Source organism: Pararhizobium polonicum, assembly GCF_001687365.1.
Taxonomy (GTDB): Bacteria; Pseudomonadota; Alphaproteobacteria; order Rhizobiales; family Rhizobiaceae; genus Pararhizobium; species Pararhizobium polonicum.
The window spans coordinates 24,734-40,225 of record NZ_LGLV01000013.1 but is presented as its reverse complement, the minus strand read 5'-3'; the positions used below and the strand labels follow the sequence as shown (position 1 = coordinate 40,225).

The following is a 15,492-nucleotide window of genomic DNA, read 5'->3' as shown; positions in this document are numbered from 1 at the left end:
ATTCGGTTCAGAGGATTCCAGCCTTTATGCACCAATCGCGCAAGGGCGCGAGCGCTTCGTGTTCGAGCGCCACCTGAAGATAGGAAAATGTCCGCGGCATATGCTTCATGTAAAAAGGCTTGCCGTCGCGCTGCATCAGCCGGACCCAGATGCCGGCGAGCTTGCAGTTGCGCTGGGCGGACATCAGATGCCAGTCGCGCCGGAAGGCGGCTTCGTCAAACGTGCCGAGCACATGGCGCTCGGAACAATAGAGCGAAAGCATCTCGTCGCGAAGACCGGCCTCGATCGTCACCCGCGCATCCTGCGTGATCGAGGCGACGTCATAGGCTGTCGGTCCGATCATCGCATCCTGGAAATCGATGATGCCGATGCGGTCGAAGCCGGAGCGATCGCCGCGCCAGATGATGTTCGGCGAATGGAAATCGCGCAGCAGCAGCTTTTTTTCCGATGTGGCGAGCAGATCGATCAGGTGATCCCAAACGGCGAAATAGCGGGTGCGTTCCGCGTCGGATGCTTTTTCCCCACGCTTCCAAGGCAGGTACCAGTCGATCAGCAGGCTGGTTTCGATCTTCATCGCGGTGCGATCGAAATCGGGGATGCGATGGCTGACCGTTGCCGAGAGCGCGATGTCGCGGGTGACCGGCTGCGCATGCAGATGGGCCAGGACACGCACGCTCTCAAGATACCGTTCGGCAATTGGCTGTCCGTCCGTATCCAGAACGCCGTCGCTGCCGAGATCCTCGATCAGCAGGATGCCGGCGTCGAGATCGCTTTCGAAGACTTGCGGCGCGCAGAATCCCTTGTCGCGGATATCGCGGTCAATGGCGACGAAAGGAATGACATCCTCGGCCAGATGGGCCAGCTGCTGGTAATATTTCCCATCCTGAAGAATCGGACCGGGCTTGTGGCGAGCCGAATCCATCAGGATCCGCGCCGGTTCTCCGGGCACAAGAATACGCTCATAGGCACGCGCCGAAGCATCGCCGCTGAGGTGACGGCGGCGGGCCTCTCCATATCCGCGCGCCCGCAGGAAATTCCGGATAGCAAGACTGCGCTCGATCCGCGCCAGAGCCGACGCATCGCCGGAAATTGTCAGCTGTCGCCCGTCGCCGAGATGCGAAAAGCTGGCCGTCAGCCGGGTCTTCGGCAGCGCCGCCATGGCATTCTCCGGCCATTCCACCAGGCAGATACCGTCGGATAACGCCTCGTCGAAGCCGAGTTCGTCAAGTTCGGAGACATCCGCCAACCGGTAGAGGTCGAAATGTGAGACGGGAATGCGCAGATCGTAGCTTTGCACCAGCGTGAAGGTGGGGCTTGGCACCTCCAACGCCTCGTCATCCGCCATGGCGCGCAGGAAGGCGCGGGCCAGGGTCGACTTGCCGGCGCCAAGGTCGCCGGAGAGGGCGAGACAGTCGCCGGCCTTCAGCGCCAGCGCCAGATCCTCGCCGAGTTCTATCGTGGCTGTCTCGTCCTTGAGGGGGAGCGCGATCACCTGCATTATTCCGCCGCGGCGATTCTCGGCAGATCGCCGGAGGGGATGCGGCAGGTCACTTCCGTGCCTTCGCCTTCACGGCTGCGGATCGACACGGTGCCGTGGTGAAGACTGACGAAGCTTTCGACGATGGACAGGCCGAGGCCCGCGCCGCCGTGCTGGCCATGGCTTTCGAAACGGTTGAACACCGTATCGAGAATATCCTGGGGAATGCCGGCCCCGTTGTCGGTGACGCTGAAGACGAAGTCGCTGGCGTCGCGGCGGCATTTCAGGCTGATCGTGCTGCCGTCGGGCGCAAAATTGGCGGCGTTGGTCAAAAGCTTGATGAGGATCTGTTTCAGCCGCTGGTGGTCGGCAACGAACAGCCCGAGCATATCGGGCGTGTCGATCTGCAGCGTGACGGCGCTTTCCTGCAGCCTGTCGGCCATTTGCAGGGCAACTTCATCGAGGAAATCCGTCAGGTTGATTTCCGACAGGTCGAGCTCGACGATACCGGCGTCGACGGTGGCAAGATCGAGGATGTCGTTGACGATCGTCAAAAGCAGCGAGGACGAGGTCGAGATATGGTCGACATATTCGGCCTGCCGCTCGGTCAGCGTACCGAAGGCCGGCGTCTTCAGGAGATCGGCAAAACCGATGATATTGGTCAGCGGTGAGCGCAGTTCATAGGAGACGTGCTGGACGAAATCGTTCTTCAGGTGATCGGCCATGCGCAACGCATCGTTCTTTTCCGTCAGCGCGCGTTCGACCCTTGCGCTGTCGGTGATGTTGACGAAGGTCAGCATGGTCTGGGCGTTGGGCAGCGGTATGACGGCGAAATCGAGGATAAGGCCGGTCCGCAGCTCAAGTATCCCCTGGCAGGACGGCCTCTCGTCGTCAAAACTGGTGATGAGGTGCGAAAACCGCTTCCAGCCGTCCGGCTGGTCATAGGACGGCGCGCAGACCTGCTCGATGGCGCGGATATGGGTGCCGGGCTTGGCCTCGGTCTCGGTAACGCCCCAAAGTGCCCGAAAGGCGGGGTTGGACAGCTTGATGCGGCCATCGGGGCCGAATACCGCCACGCCCTCGGACAGGTGGTCGATGGTCTCGCCCTGAACCTGAACCAGCGTGTTGTAGCGCATCTCCAGATCGACCTTTTCGGTCAGGTTCTCGAACACCCAGGTTGCGCCGCCTTGCGGGCGGGCGGTTGCAAAGACGCGCAGGGTCTGGCCGTTCGGCAGGTGCCAGAGGTCGGATTGCGTCTCGATCGCCTGATAGACGGCGAGCGCCGAATCTTTCCATTGCTTCCAGTTCAGCTGTTCCGGCAGCTTGCCGCCGGCACGCAGCCTGTCGAGGATCTCGCCGTTGCCCGGCTTGCGCTCAAGGAAGCTCATGTCGAGGTCCCACAGGCGCTGGAAGGCCTGGTTGTAGAACTGCAGCCGCTGGCTGCCGTCGAAAGTAGCGACGGGCGTTGCCAGATGATCGAGCGTTTCAGCATGGCTTTTCAAGGTGCGGTTCAATTCCTCTCGAACCGCTTCCACATCGGAGATATTGATCGCCATGCCCGCCGAGCCGCTGGTGCTCTTGGCGTCCACCACGTCGAAGAACGTCCGGTTTCCCCGCACGACGGTGGAAACCTTGTCGCGATAGGGCGAATCATACGTGCTCAGCGCGCGGATCTTTTCGCGTGCGACGGTCGCCAGAAGTTCGCGGCTCTCCTTCACCGCGGCGGCCGGGTTGGCGGCTTCCACGGCTTCGGTATAGGCTTCGTTGACCCACAGGATGGCGCCATCCGGTCCGCGCTGCCAAACGGGCAGATCGATGGCGTCGAGCAGCGTGTGAAGGCTGGAAAGCGAGCCATGCAGGCGATCGCGCTCCATCTTCACCTCGGCCAGTTCGGCGCGCAGATTGTTGAGGGCGACAAAGCGGACGAAGGCGCGGCCGCCGGACACGCGGCCCTGTGCCTCGATGATCTCGTTGCGGTTGGTTTCGACGACGAGATCGAAGCTCTGGGCGTTCGAACGCAGCAGTTCGATGGCCTTCTCCAGCTCGGAGGCCGATTGCGACTTGATCCAGCGCCCGAAGGCGAGAAAGTCGCGGTCGTCCTGCGGTGCGCCCGTCTCGGGGGGCAGCTGGCCCAGGAATTCCGGCTTGTTCGACTGGCCTTCCCAGACGACGATGCGGCGGTTCTTGTCGGCGATCAGCGCCTGGAAGCGGGAGATCCGGTGGTTGGCGTCGGCCAGCGCCGTGTTCAGTTCCCGGTTTTCGCTCTCGATATTGCCGCGCTGGCGGATCAGCCAGATGGCCGAGATCATCGCCGCCGAAATAATGCCGATCAGGACGGAAAAGGTCACGACTTCGGAGGAGCGGAAGATGCCGCCTGCCGTCATGGTTTCGGTTGCCGCGAGCGCAGGCCCGGCCAGAGCCGCGAGCGCCGAGCTTGCCATGAACCGGCGCAGCAGAGACGGAATCCGGCCGCCGGCGCGTTTTGAAGGTTCTGTTTTCATGGCGTGCTTCCCCGTTTGCACCACAGAGGATCAACGCGCCGGAAACCCGAATCACGGATGATCATCTGTGTATTCAACACCTTGAAGCGTGCCCCGACCTTATCAGCCGAGCCCCGTTCAAGATCTTTGGTCCGGTTGCAAATCGCCACGCAGTGCTAAATCGAAATCCCGCCAAAGCAAGGCCTCGTTCAATTCCGATTGCAGTCCGGCATGTCTTCGTCTGTTTGTCGCCTCAACGGCAAGACATCCCCATTCGCGACGCGTCTGTTCCGCATCTTCGTCACGAATCATTGTCCCAAAAACATACGCTTTCGGGGAATCGTCGGGAAGGGCGAGGCAAAAAAAGAGGCCGCGATCTTTTGTCAAGATCGCGGCCTCTATATGTTGTGGATTATCCGGGTAAGGATCAGTACCGGTAGTGTTCGGCCTTGAACGGACCCTGCGGCGTCACGCCGATATAGCTGGCCTGCTCCTGCGAAAGTTCGGTCAGCTTGGCGCCGAGCTTGGCCAGATGCAGACGGGCGACCTTTTCGTCGAGGTGCTTCGGCAGGATGTGAACGCCCTTTTCGTACTGCTCACCCTTGGTAAACAGTTCGATCTGCGCCAGTGTCTGGTTGGTGAACGAAGCCGACATGACGAAGGACGGATGGCCGGTGGCATTGCCGAGGTTGAGCAGGCGGCCTTCCGACAGAAGGATCATGCGATTGCCCTTCGGGAATTCGATCAGGTCGACCTGCGGCTTGACGTTGGTCCATTTCAGGTTGCGCAGCGCGGAAACCTGGATCTCGTTGTCGAAGTGGCCGATATTGCCGACGATCGCCATGTCCTTCATCTCGCGCATGTGGTCCATGCGGATGACGTCCTTGTTGCCGGTCGTGGTGATGAAGATGTCGGCGGAGGAGACGACGTCTTCGAGCTGGACGACTTCATACCCGTCCATGGCGGCCTGCAGAGCGCAGATCGGATCGACTTCCGTCACCTTGACGCGGGCGCCGGCGCCGGAGAGCGAGGCGGCCGAACCCTTGCCGACATCGCCGTAACCGCAGACGACGGCAACCTTGCCGGCCATCATCACGTCGGTGCCGCGGCGGATACCGTCGACCAGCGATTCCTTGCAGCCGTACTTGTTGTCGAACTTCGACTTGGTAACCGAATCGTTAACGTTGATCGCCGGGAAGGGCAGCAGGCCCTTGGCATGCAGCTGGTAGAGACGGTTGACACCGGTGGTGGTTTCTTCCGTCACGCCCTTGATGGCATCGCGCTGTTTGGTGAACCAGCCCGGCGAAGCGGCAAGGCGCTTCTTGATCTGGGCGACGAGGATTTCTTCTTCCTCGGATTCAGGCTTCGACAGAACGTCTTCGCCGGCTTCGGCGCGGGCGCCGAGCAGGATGTACATGGTGGCGTCGCCGCCGTCATCGAGGATCATGTTGGAAACGCCGCCATCGGCCCACTGGAAGATCTGGTCCGTGTAGGTCCAGTATTCTTCCAGGCTTTCGCCCTTGACCGCAAAGACGGGAACGCCGGTGGCAGCGATGGCCGCGGCAGCATGGTCCTGCGTCGAGAAGATGTTGCAGGAGGCCCAGCGGACTTCGGCGCCAAGCGCAACCAGCGTCTCGATCAGCACGGCCGTCTGGATGGTCATGTGCAGCGAGCCGGTGATGCGCGCACCCTTCAGCGGCTTGGTGGTGCCGAATTCCTCGCGGCAGGCCATCAGGCCCGGCATTTCGGTCTCGGCGATGGTGATTTCCTTGCGGCCGAAATCGGCAAGGCCGATGTCCGCAACCAGATAGTCGTTCTTGGTGCTCATGAAAGTCTCCGGGCTGGTGCCGTGCAGGAAGGCCTGACGCGTTCGCCAGGCCGGGCAGGGCGCACTGAAATTCGCGCTTCCCGCAGACAGCGGGAAGTTTGTCCCTCAATTATCAGGAAACGCGAAAAGGAGCAACAGGACATAAAGAGGTCTTTATATCTTTATGTCTTCGGGCGAATTGGGCGGAAAGATCAGATTTCTTCGCCGAACTTGTCGGCCACCAGCGCATCGAGGGCATCGAGCGCTTCCAGCGCCTGACGGCCGCTGGCGGTGACGGCGATCGAACAGCCGGTGCTGGCAGCCAACATCATCAGGCCCATGATCGAGGTGCCGCCAACGGTCATGCCGTCCTTGGAGACGTGGATCTCGGCATCATAGCCTTCGACCGTCTGGACGAACTTGGCGGACGCCCGGGCGTGCAGCCCCCGTTTGTTGACGATCAGCAGGTCGCGGGACAGCGTCATTGCAGGCGTCTCGCTATTTGCCACTGAGGACACGGCTTGCGACATTGATGTATTTCCTGCCTGCTTCGGATGCTTCGACGAGGGCCTTGTCCATATCGCTTTCGCCGCGCACACCGGCCAGCTTGATCAGCATGGGAAGATTGACGCCGGCAATGACCTCGACGGTGCCGCTCTGCATCACCGAGATCGCCAGATTGGACGGCGTGCCGCCGAACATGTCGGTGAGGATGATGACGCCATTGCCTTCGTCGGCTGAAAGGACCGCGTGGAGAATATCCTGCCGGCGCTGATCCATGTCATCTTCCGGACCGATGCAGACAGTCTCGATTGACTTTTGCGGACCGACGACATGCTCCAGCGCATGACGAAACTCTTCAGCCAGCTTGCCGTGTGTGACAAGCACAAGTCCGATCATGGTGTCTTCGCTCCAACTGCATCTGCAAATCTTAGGATGGTCAGATATCGCAATGCAGCAATTTCGTCCACCTTTGGGGCGTGCATCTTGGCAAGGAAAAGGCGAAGTGCAAGTTAAAAATCCAGAATTGCTGCCTCAAAAGGCATCATTGTCCTTGAAAATCGGCATTTTGAGGTAAAATAAGCCGTAAAATTTCAAAGGAATTCAAGCCCTCTGCCAGAGGAAGACGTTTTAACGGTAAAAAATCGCCGGAAGGCAGCAGAAACGTCTCGTTTTCCGGCGGCATGCGGGGTTCAAACGGTGGTTTGACCGGCAGAATGGCAAAATCCATCACCGCAGCCGGGACGCTTTCGACCGCAACGATGCCGGCCCCGCGGATCTCGGCAAGCCCGGCGATCGAGGCGGGGCGGCGGGCGACGGCCCTGCCGTTGCGCATGGAGATCAGCACCTGATCGTCCGAAACAAGGGCGGCAAACAGCCCGCTATTCCTTGCCGCTGTCAGGCAGGAGAGCGCCAGCGTGGTCTTGCCCGCACCCGATGGGCCGACGAACAGGAAGCCGCGGGTTCCAAGCACCACGGCAGTGGCATGAACGTTGGCCGCCTGGCCCGTCACGAATGGTTCTCGATCGGGAGCGAGAGGATGAAGCGGGCGCCGGTGATCTTGCCGGCCGCGTCCATCATGTTCTCCGCCTTCAGCGAGCCGCCATGCGCCTCGGCGATCTGGCGGGAGATGGACAGGCCGAGACCGGAATTCTGGCCGAAATCCTCGCCCTCCGGCCGGTCGGTGTAGAAGCGCTCGAAGATGCGATCGATATCCTCGGCCTGAATGCCGGGACCGTTGTCCTCGATATAGATGATGCAGCGGCTGCGCGTCCGGGTCAGGCGCAGGACGATGCGCCCGCCTTCGTCCGGAACGAACGAACGGGCATTCTCGATGAGATTGGTGATGATCTGGCCGATGCGCAGTTCATAGCCGCCGACATCGAAGCGCGCCTTCGGATTGTCTTTGCGCTCCACGACGAAGCTCAGCTGCACCACCTTCTTGCCGCTGCGGATCTGGCGGGAAATATCGACGAGGTCACCGAGCAGCTTCTCCAGATCGACGGCCTTGGCGTCGCTGCGGGCAAGCTCGGCGTCGAGCCGGGACGCGTCGGAAATATCGCTGATCAACCGGTCGAGACGGCGCACGTCATGCTGGATGACATCCATCAGCCGCTTCTTGGAATCGTCCGTGCGGGCGAGCGGCAGCGTTTCGACGGCGCTGCGCAGCGAGGTCAGCGGGTTCTTCAGTTCGTGGCTGACATCGGCGGCAAAGTTCTCGATCGCGGCGATGCGGTCGTAGAGTGCCGTAGTCATTTCGCGCAGCGCAACGGACAGGTTGCCGATCTCGTCCTGGCGGGAGGAGAAATCCGGAATTTCCTCGCGCTCCTTGGCGCCGCCGCGGCGCACGCGGATGGCAGCGGCGGACAGGCGCCGCAGCGGATTGGCGATCGTGCTCGACAGCAGCAGCGACAGGATGACGTTGACGAGCGCCGCGACGCCGAAGACCCGGATGATGGCGAGGCGTTCGGCATGGACGATCTTGTCGATATCGCCGGCCTGCGTCGACAGAAGCAGCACGCCGAGAACGGCGCGGAACCGCTGTACGGGGACGGCGACCGAGACGATCAGCTCGCCCTTTTCGGTGACGCGCACGACAGCGCCGCGCACGCCGGTCAGCGCGTTCATGACTTCGGGATAGATCGCGCCGTTACCGCCCGGCGGCTCCTTGTAGAGCGGCAGGTTGCCCGGCTGCAGGACACGGTTGAACCAGGAATTCAGCCGCTCCGACCAAGTGACGGCTTCCGGTTCGATCGGCGGCAGGTCGAAACGCAGCACCTGGCCGCCGGTGTAAAGGTGGCGGGAATCGAGCAGCAGGTCGGCATCGGCATCGAACAGGCGGGCGCGGGTGCGGGTCGGCGAGATCAGCCGCCTCAGAACCGGCGCCACCCGTTCCTGATTGATTGGAAATTCGAGATCCTCGTCGCTGGGCAGCGGCGTGATGCTTTGGCCTGCCTGCAGCTCCAGCAGTTTTTCCGGATCGATGGTGATCGAGTTGGTATCGACGGAGGCGGAGGCGGCGATCGCCCCGGCGATGATCTCGCCTTGCGTCAACAGGCTCTCGACGCGGGCATCGATCAGTCCCTCGCGGAACTGGTTGAGATACATGATGCCGCCGACAAGCACGACGAGCGCGACAAGATTGAAGAACAGGATGCGGCGCGTCAGGCTGGAAAAGACGGCGTTGCCGAAGATGCGGCGAATCAACGTAAAGGGATGCGCCCACTTGCGGCCGGAAGCCGGCCGCGCGTCGCTGTCATCCATATCGATGTTTCGCAAGACTTCGACCAAGCCTTCAACTCCCGCTTTCGCGGCTCCTGCATGTCAATGGCAGATGTGACTGCCGTTCAATGGCAGATCATGCTGCCGTCCGCCCGAAGGCAATGAGGATGGGATCGCGCTTTTTCGATCCACCTCGGCGCGGAGCCCTATCATACAGCTCCGCCGCTGGCCATGCCAGAGTCTTGCGCCCAGAGTCTCGTGCGATGCCGGTGCGGGCATGCAAGATCGGCTCCATCGATCAAGCTCAGGCCGATTCGCGGAACCGGTAACCGACGCCGTAGAGCGTCTCGATCATGTCGAAGTCGTTGTCGACCATCTTGAACTTCTTGCGCAGCCGCTTGATGTGGCTGTCGATCGTGCGGTCGTCGACATAGACCTGCTCGTCATAGGCGGCATCCATCAGCGAATCGCGGCTCTTGACCACGCCGGGGCGCTGGGCCAGCGAATGCAGGATCAGGAATTCCGTGACCGTCAGGGTCACCGGCTCGTTCTTCCACATGCAGGTATGGCGTTCCTGGTCCATCGACAGCTGGCCGCGCTCGAGCGAGCGTGCCTGCACGTCGGCGGCCGTCTTCGGGGTGCCGGCAGTGTTGGCGGCGGCTGCGGCCTCGCGGTTGGCCGAGCGGCGCAGGATCGCCTTGACGCGCTCAACCAGCAGTCGCTGTGAGAACGGCTTGGTGATGAAATCGTCGGCGCCCATCTTCAGGCCGAACAGCTCGTCGATCTCCTCGTCCTTGGAAGTGAGGAAGATCACCGGAATATCGGACTTCTGGCGCAGGCGGCGCAGAAGCTCCATCCCGTCCATGCGCGGCATCTTGATATCGAAGATCGCCAGCTGCGGCGGCCGGGCGAGAAGACCGTCGAGGGCCGAGGCACCGTCTGTATAGGTCTCGACCTTGTAGCCTTCCGCCTCCAGTGCAATCGACACCGAGGTGAGGATATTCCGGTCGTCATCGACAAGTGCAATCGTCTGCATCGTGTAGGGCTCCACCATTTCTCTGCGCCTCCGAGGCCAGCCCGATTGTCCGGGCCTGTGCTGCGGTACGACGGGTTTCTTGAGTATAAAGGTGGAACAAATTGTGGCGAAGTAAAATGCAAAAGCAATGAGACCGGCACAAAGAGGCATGTTTGGCCATAAAAACATCATCCAAAAAGCCGCGATTCAACCGATTAAAAAAGCGATATTTTCCTTTAAATCGATTAATATACTGAAATCATTGTATTTTTTAAGACAGCAATCTTGTCTTTTTGCCGTTGTCCTTTTATGGTTGCTAACATTCAATGTTCTGTCGGCAAACCACGGAGGAAAGCTGGACCATGAAGGAACTCGGCATTCGCAACCCATCCCTTGGGCTGGAATCAATCGGTTTCACCAACCTGGACATGGTTCGGTACAACTTTGGCACCGCTGAACTCTATGAGGAAATCCTGCGCCGCAGCGAAGCGCAGCTGACCGCGGACGGTGCCGTGCGGGCCCTGACGGGCCAGCACACCGGCCGCTCGCCGAAGGACAAGTTCGTCGTTCGCGATGACAATACCACGGATGAGATCTGGTGGGACAACAACAATGCGATGTCGCCGGAGCATTTCGCCGTGCTGCATCAGGACATGCTCGATCACGCCAAGGGCAAATCGCTGTATGCGCAGGACCTGATCGGCGGCGCCGATGCGGAAAACGCCCTGCCGACGCGGGTCATTACCGAGTTCGCCTGGCACTCGCTGTTCATCCGCAATCTGCTGATCCGTCCGGAAAAGGCGGCGCTGGCCTCCTTCGTGCCGAAGCTGACGATTATCGATCTTCCGGATTTCAAGGGTAATCCCGCCCGCCACGGTTGCCGCACGGAGACCGTGATTGCCTGCAACTTCACCAAGGGCATCATCCTGATCGGCGGCACGTCCTATGCCGGCGAGATGAAGAAGGCCGTCTTTACCATGCTCAACTATCTGCTGCCGGCCAAACGGGTGATGCCGATGCATTGCTCCGCCAATGTCGGTCCGGATGGCGACGCAGCCGTTTTCTTCGGCCTTTCGGGCACCGGCAAGACGACGCTGTCGGCCGATCCCAAGCGCACGCTGATCGGCGACGACGAACATGGCTGGGGTGAGGACGGCATCTTCAATTTCGAAGGCGGCTGCTATGCCAAGACCATCCGGCTGTCGGCGGAAGCCGAGCCGGAAATCTTCGCGACCACCCGCCGCTTCGGCACGGTGCTGGAAAACGTCGTTCTCGATGAAAACCGCCAGCCGGACTTCAATGACGGTTCGCTGACCGAAAACACCCGCTGCGCCTATCCGCTGGACTTCATTCCCAATGCCAGCAAGAGCGGAACGGCCGGACATCCCGGCACGATCATCATGCTGACGGCCGATGCCTTCGGCGTCATGCCGCCGATCGCCCGTCTGACCCCCGATCAGGCCATGTATCACTTCCTGTCCGGCTACACCGCCAAGGTTGCGGGCACCGAAAAGGGTGTGACGGAGCCGGAAGCGACCTTCTCGACCTGCTTCGGCGCACCGTTCATGCCGCGCCATCCGTCCGAATACGGCAACCTGCTGAAGGCGCTGATCGCCGAGCATGGCGTCAACTGCTGGCTGGTCAACACCGGCTGGACCGGCGGCGCCTACGGCACCGGGCACCGCATGCCGATCAAGGCGACGCGGGCACTTCTGGCCGCCGCGCTCGATGGTTCGCTCGCCTCCGCCGACTTCCGCACGGATAGCAATTTCGGCTTTGCCGTGCCGGTCGCCGTACCCGGCGTCGACAGCAGCATCCTCGATCCGCGCTCGACCTGGAGCGATGGCGCTGCTTATGACGCGCAGGCCCGCAAGCTGGTCGATATGTTCGTCGGTAACTTCGCCAAGTTCGAAAGCCATGTCGACGGCAGCGTGCTCGATGCGGCACCCGGTGTGAAGCTCGCAGCCGAATAATTCAGCCCTCACAGAGGGTTGCGGACCATGATTCACGTGAAACCCGGCGCGAAAGTGCCGGGTTTTTGCGTTGCCGGAGGCTTGCCGCGTTTTCAAGCACGCCATCCTGTGAGATAGAGCGGAGGAAGGATGAAACGACATGGCCAGCGATCCGCTTTACATCAACGACCGCATCGTCATCGCCGGCTGGGAGCTGACGGAGCAATTCGTGCTGGCCGGCGGCCCGGGCGGGCAGAACGTCAACAAGGTCTCGACGGCGGTTCAGCTGTTCTACGGTATTCAGGCCTCGCCCGCCTTGCCGGAGCGGGTGCGCGCGAACGCCATCAAGCTTGCCGGGCGGAAAGTTTCCAAGGACGGCGTGCTGATGATCGAAGCCAGCCGTTTCCGCAGCCAGGAGCGCAACCGCGAGGATGCGCGCGAACGGCTGAAGGAACTGATTCTCAAGGCCGCCGAGCCGCCGCCGCCGCCGCGCCGCAAGACCAAGCCGACCAAGGGTTCGATCGAGCGGCGGCTGAAGGAAAAGACCGGACGCGGCGAAGTCAAGAAGATGCGCGGGCGTCCGCAAAACGATTAAGGCCTGCAATTTTCACGCAGGCCTTGTTTTTTCCCGGTCAGTGCACTCTGTTAGGGTTGGAGAAACTGGCAAAAGGAGTGATGCGCCATGGGTCTGTTCAGCTTTATCAAGAATGCCGGCAAGAAGCTCGGCATCGGCGGCGATGACGATGCGCCGGATGTCGAAGCGGTGAAAAAGGAACTGTCCTCCCATGATCTTGGGACCGACAAGGTGGATGTCGCGGTCCAGGGCGACAAGATCGTGCTCACCGGTGTCGTGAAGGATCAGTCGGCCTTCGAAAAGGCCGTGGTCGCCGTCGGCAATACGCTGGGCGTTTCGAAGGTCGAAGCATCGGACCTCAAGGTTGCCGAAACTGCGACCGCGACGCCGGCGGCGGCAAAGACCCCGGTGTTCTATACGGTGAAGAAGGGCGACAATCTCTGGAAGATCGCCGAAGCCCAATATGGCAAGGGCAAGGGTGCCAAGAACACCGCCATCTTCGAAGCCAACAAGCCGATGCTGACGCATCCGGACAAGATCTATCCCGGCCAGGTGCTGCGTATTCCGGATCTGACCTGATCATGACAAGGCTTGGCGCGGGTCTGCTGGTTTTCTGTGCCGTCGTGATGACGGCTTTCAGCGGACCTGCGCTGGGCCAGGCGTTTCGCGAGCCCGCCAAGGGCTCGGCGGAGCGTGCGGCGATCCTCGATACCCTGCGCCCCGCCGTCGAGGCGGAAATGAGCGGCCCCGTCGAATTCGTGGTGACGGTCATCCGCGCCTCGCCCAACTGGGCCTTCGTCCAGGCTGAGCCGTTGCGGCCGGGCGGCGGGGTGATCGATCAGGAAGAAACCGGCTTTGCCGGAGACGCCGACGTGATGGACGGGCTGACGGTCTATGGCCTGATGAGCTTCCAGTCCGGCCGCTGGAATCTGATCGATCATATGGTCGGCCCGACCGATGTCGGCTATGCCGGTTGGCAGCAGCGCTACGGCGTGCCGCCGGCGATCCTCGGGCTGGAATAGCGTTTCGATGCGGGTGCTGCCAAAGGGGATCCGGCATCTTCCGGGTTTTCTCGATCGCGAGAAGCAGGAAGCGCTGGTCGAACATATACGTGCTGTCGTGGCGCAGGCTCCGCTGTTCGTGCCGGCCATGCCGAAGACCGGAAAGCCGATGTCGGTGCGCATGACCAATTGCGGTCCGCTTGGCTGGGTCACGGACAAGGAGCGCGGCTACCGCTATCAACCGCTCCATCCGGTCACCGGCAATCCCTGGCCTGCAATCCCCGATGCGCTTCTCGAGATTTGGCGCACGGTCTCTGGAACCTCGAAGCAGCCGGAAGCCTGCCTCGTCAATTTCTACGCGGATGATGCCCGCATGGGCCTGCATCAGGACCGCGACGAACAGGATCTGGAAACGCCGGTTGTGTCGATTTCGCTCGGAGACAGCTGTCTGTTTCGGGTCGGCGGGCGTGAGCGGAGCGACGGCACCCTGTCGTTCAAGCTGTCGAGCGGCGATGTCGTCGTGCTGGGCGGCGAGGGTCGGCTTGCCTTTCACGGCGTCGACAAAATTTATCCCGGCACCTCGACGCTTCTGAAGAACGGCGGCCGCATCAACCTGACGCTTCGCCGCGTCACGGCGTGAGCGTCAGAGTTTGCGCAGCGCCACCGTCTCGGTGAGGTGGTTCGGCCCCTTCTGCAGGATCAGGTCGGCGCGCGGCCGTGTCGGCAGGATGTTCTGGCGCAGGTTTTTCAGATTGATATTCTGCCAGAGCCCCTCGGCGATCGTCAGGGCCTCCTCCTCGCTCACCTCCGCATAGCGCTTGAAGAAGGAATCCGGGTTGCGGAAGGCGGTCTGGCGCAGGCGCATGAAGCGGTTGACATACCACGTGTGGATCAGGCTTTCCTCGGCATCGATATAGATCGAGAAATCGAAGAAATCCGAGACCATCGGCACGATCTTGCCATCGGCCGGCAGGTTGCGCGATTGCAGCACGTTGATACCTTCGAAGATCAGGATATCCGGCCGGTCGACGGTCTGGAACTGGTCTGGCAGCACGTCATAGGTCAAATGCGAGTAGGACGGCGCCTTGACGTTCGGCTGGCCGGCCTTGATCGCCGACAGGAAGCGCAACAGCGCGCCGATGTCGTAGCTCTCGGGAAAGCCCTTGCGGTCCATCATGTTTTCCCGCAGCAAGGTCGCATTGGGATAGAGAAAACCGTCGGTGGTGACGAGATCGACCTTCGGGCTCGACGGCCAGCGCGACAGAAGCTCGGCCAGAATACGCGCCGTCGTCGATTTGCCGACGGCAACCGAGCCGGCAATGCCGATGACGAAGGGGGTCTTCGCATCGTTGGACATGCTGAGGAACCGCTGGCGCTGGGCAAACAGCATCTGCGAGGATTCGACATGCGTCGACAGCAGGCGCGACAGCGACAGGTAGATGCGCCGCACTTCGCTGAGATCGATCGGGTCGTTGAGCGAGCGCAGCCGGTGCACCTCGTCCGCCGTCAGCGTCAGGGGCGTGTCGGCCCGGAAATGCGACCATTCCTCCGCCGAGAAGAAACGGTAGGGCGAATAGTCCTTGTTGTCGAAATGATCCGGAATATCGGCCGGTGCGATGTCTTTTGCGGCGATGGTCATGAACGTCTACCGGCTTGCCTTTTCCTGGAGCCCCGACTGGCTGGTGCGCCGCTCGAGCTCGTTCATCACATCCTGCAACGGAATATCAGCAATTTTCAATACGACCATCAGATGATAGATCAGATCGGCACTTTCCGCGACGAGATTGGCGCGATCGTTGCTGATGGCGGCGATCACCGTTTCGACGGCCTCTTCCCCGAGCTTCTTGGCAGCTTTCGCCTGCCCATGCGCGACCAGCTTGGCCGTCCAGGATTCATCCGGCGAGGCCTTTGCCCGCGCAGCAACGATCGCTTCGAGATCGGAAAGGGTGAAATCGCTCATCAGC

Annotated in this window: 16 protein-coding genes; 5 read left to right on the top strand and 11 right to left on the bottom strand. The window is 61.3% G+C overall.

The genetic code is table 11. The features are described from left to right. Window positions 1–7 precede the first annotated feature (7 nt). From tsaE to ADU59_RS20150, 9 genes are all read right to left on the bottom strand, one after another. Window positions 8–1,498: a tRNA (adenosine(37)-N6)-threonylcarbamoyltransferase complex ATPase subunit type 1 TsaE gene (tsaE, locus tag ADU59_RS20185; protein WP_068955959.1), complete on the bottom strand. Its 1,491-nt coding sequence runs from the start codon at window positions 1,496–1,498 to the stop codon at window positions 8–10. After that, window positions 1,498–3,978: a sensor histidine kinase gene (locus ADU59_RS20180; protein WP_068955958.1), complete on the bottom strand. Its 2,481-nt coding sequence runs from the start codon at window positions 3,976–3,978 to the stop codon at window positions 1,498–1,500. The genes tsaE and ADU59_RS20180 overlap by 1 nt, the downstream gene beginning before the upstream one ends. Window positions 3,979–4,095: 117 nt before the next feature. Continuing rightward, window positions 4,096–4,344 carry a hypothetical protein gene (locus ADU59_RS30700; RefSeq protein WP_158515741.1) on the bottom strand — a complete coding sequence of 83 codons (249 nt, stop codon included), beginning with the start codon at window positions 4,342–4,344 and terminating at the stop codon, window positions 4,096–4,098. Window positions 4,345–4,384: 40 nt separating this feature from the next. Next, window positions 4,385–5,785, bottom strand: coding sequence for an adenosylhomocysteinase (ahcY, locus tag ADU59_RS20175; protein WP_068955957.1), 1,401 nt, complete (start codon window positions 5,783–5,785; stop codon window positions 4,385–4,387). 191 nt (window positions 5,786–5,976) lie between these two features. Beyond that, window positions 5,977–6,249 carry an HPr family phosphocarrier protein gene (locus ADU59_RS20170; RefSeq protein ID WP_068955956.1) on the bottom strand — a complete coding sequence of 91 codons (273 nt, stop codon included), beginning with the start codon at window positions 6,247–6,249 and terminating at the stop codon, window positions 5,977–5,979. Between the two features lie 13 nt (window positions 6,250–6,262). Further along, window positions 6,263–6,664 (bottom strand): PTS sugar transporter subunit IIA, encoded by a 402-nt coding sequence (locus ADU59_RS20165; RefSeq protein ID WP_068955955.1) that lies wholly within the window; start codon window positions 6,662–6,664, stop codon window positions 6,263–6,265. 145 nt (window positions 6,665–6,809) lie between these two features. Continuing rightward, window positions 6,810–7,277 carry an HPr kinase/phosphorylase gene (locus tag ADU59_RS20160; protein WP_068955954.1) on the bottom strand — a complete coding sequence of 156 codons (468 nt, stop codon included), beginning with the start codon at window positions 7,275–7,277 and terminating at the stop codon, window positions 6,810–6,812. After that, window positions 7,274–9,028, bottom strand: a complete 1,755-nt coding sequence (locus ADU59_RS20155) for a sensor histidine kinase (protein WP_244506472.1) — start codon at window positions 9,026–9,028, stop codon at window positions 7,274–7,276. Before ADU59_RS20155 ends, ADU59_RS20160 begins: the two co-directional genes overlap by 4 nt. A gap of 262 nt (window positions 9,029–9,290) precedes the next feature. Then, window positions 9,291–10,022 (bottom strand): response regulator transcription factor, encoded by a 732-nt coding sequence (locus ADU59_RS20150; protein WP_193427096.1) that lies wholly within the window; start codon window positions 10,020–10,022, stop codon window positions 9,291–9,293. Between the two features lie 341 nt (window positions 10,023–10,363). Here ADU59_RS20150 and ADU59_RS20145 point away from each other — a divergent pair, with 341 nt between their 5' ends. The 5 genes from ADU59_RS20145 to ADU59_RS20125 all read left to right on the top strand — a co-directional run bounded on the left by ADU59_RS20145 (window position 10,364) and on the right by ADU59_RS20125 (window position 14,168). Further along, the gene (locus tag ADU59_RS20145; protein WP_068955951.1) at window positions 10,364–11,974 is read left to right on the top strand and encodes a phosphoenolpyruvate carboxykinase; all 1,611 of its coding nucleotides are present in this window, start codon (window positions 10,364–10,366) and stop codon (window positions 11,972–11,974) included. A gap of 139 nt (window positions 11,975–12,113) precedes the next feature. After that, on the top strand, window positions 12,114–12,548 hold the full coding sequence (gene arfB / locus ADU59_RS20140; RefSeq protein WP_068955950.1) for an alternative ribosome rescue aminoacyl-tRNA hydrolase ArfB: 435 nt from the start codon (window positions 12,114–12,116) through the stop codon (window positions 12,546–12,548). An 87-nt stretch (window positions 12,549–12,635) separates the two neighbouring features. After that, on the top strand, window positions 12,636–13,106 hold the full coding sequence (gene lysM / locus ADU59_RS20135) for a peptidoglycan-binding protein LysM (RefSeq protein WP_068955949.1): 471 nt from the start codon (window positions 12,636–12,638) through the stop codon (window positions 13,104–13,106). A 2-nt stretch (window positions 13,107–13,108) separates the two neighbouring features. Beyond that, on the top strand, window positions 13,109–13,549 hold the full coding sequence (locus ADU59_RS20130) for a hypothetical protein (protein ID WP_068955948.1): 441 nt from the start codon (window positions 13,109–13,111) through the stop codon (window positions 13,547–13,549). Window positions 13,550–13,556: 7 nt separating this feature from the next. Next, window positions 13,557–14,168, top strand: a complete 612-nt coding sequence (locus ADU59_RS20125; RefSeq protein WP_068955947.1) for an alpha-ketoglutarate-dependent dioxygenase AlkB family protein — start codon at window positions 13,557–13,559, stop codon at window positions 14,166–14,168. 3 nt (window positions 14,169–14,171) lie between these two features. On the opposite strand, the gene coaA is transcribed toward ADU59_RS20125, so the two are convergent. Then, on the bottom strand, window positions 14,172–15,167 hold the full coding sequence (gene coaA, locus ADU59_RS20120; protein ID WP_068955946.1) for a type I pantothenate kinase: 996 nt from the start codon (window positions 15,165–15,167) through the stop codon (window positions 14,172–14,174). Between the two features lie 6 nt (window positions 15,168–15,173). Continuing rightward, window positions 15,174–15,488 (bottom strand): phosphoribosyl-ATP diphosphatase, encoded by a 315-nt coding sequence (locus tag ADU59_RS20115; RefSeq protein WP_068955945.1) that lies wholly within the window; start codon window positions 15,486–15,488, stop codon window positions 15,174–15,176. Window positions 15,489–15,492: the final 4 nt, after the last annotated feature.

What these genes read in the sequence shown, in the direction of transcription:
- tsaE (WP_068955959.1), bottom strand. Translation starts at nt 1,498, where the DNA reads ATGCAGGTGATCGCGCTCCCCCTCAAGGACGAGACAGCCACGATAGAA.
- ADU59_RS20180 (WP_068955958.1), bottom strand. Translation starts at nt 3,978, where the DNA reads ATGAAAACAGAACCTTCAAAACGCGCCGGCGGCCGGATTCCGTCTCTG.
- ahcY (WP_068955957.1), bottom strand. Translation starts at nt 5,785, where the DNA reads ATGAGCACCAAGAACGACTATCTGGTTGCGGACATCGGCCTTGCCGAT.
- ADU59_RS20170 (WP_068955956.1), bottom strand. Translation starts at nt 6,249, where the DNA reads ATGACGCTGTCCCGCGACCTGCTGATCGTCAACAAACGGGGGCTGCAC.
- ADU59_RS20165 (WP_068955955.1), bottom strand. Translation starts at nt 6,664, where the DNA reads ATGATCGGACTTGTGCTTGTCACACACGGCAAGCTGGCTGAAGAGTTT.
- ADU59_RS20155 (WP_244506472.1), bottom strand. Translation starts at nt 9,028, where the DNA reads ATGGATGACAGCGACGCGCGGCCGGCTTCCGGCCGCAAGTGGGCGCAT.
- ADU59_RS20150 (WP_193427096.1), bottom strand. Translation starts at nt 10,022, where the DNA reads ATGCAGACGATTGCACTTGTCGATGACGACCGGAATATCCTCACCTCG.
- ADU59_RS20145 (WP_068955951.1), top strand. Translation starts at nt 10,364, where the DNA reads ATGAAGGAACTCGGCATTCGCAACCCATCCCTTGGGCTGGAATCAATC.
- arfB (WP_068955950.1), top strand. Translation starts at nt 12,114, where the DNA reads ATGGCCAGCGATCCGCTTTACATCAACGACCGCATCGTCATCGCCGGC.
- lysM (WP_068955949.1), top strand. Translation starts at nt 12,636, where the DNA reads ATGGGTCTGTTCAGCTTTATCAAGAATGCCGGCAAGAAGCTCGGCATC.
- ADU59_RS20130 (WP_068955948.1), top strand. Translation starts at nt 13,109, where the DNA reads ATGACAAGGCTTGGCGCGGGTCTGCTGGTTTTCTGTGCCGTCGTGATG.
- ADU59_RS20125 (WP_068955947.1), top strand. Translation starts at nt 13,557, where the DNA reads ATGCGGGTGCTGCCAAAGGGGATCCGGCATCTTCCGGGTTTTCTCGAT.
- coaA (WP_068955946.1), bottom strand. Translation starts at nt 15,167, where the DNA reads ATGACCATCGCCGCAAAAGACATCGCACCGGCCGATATTCCGGATCAT.
- ADU59_RS20115 (WP_068955945.1), bottom strand. Translation starts at nt 15,488, where the DNA reads ATGAGCGATTTCACCCTTTCCGATCTCGAAGCGATCGTTGCTGCGCGG.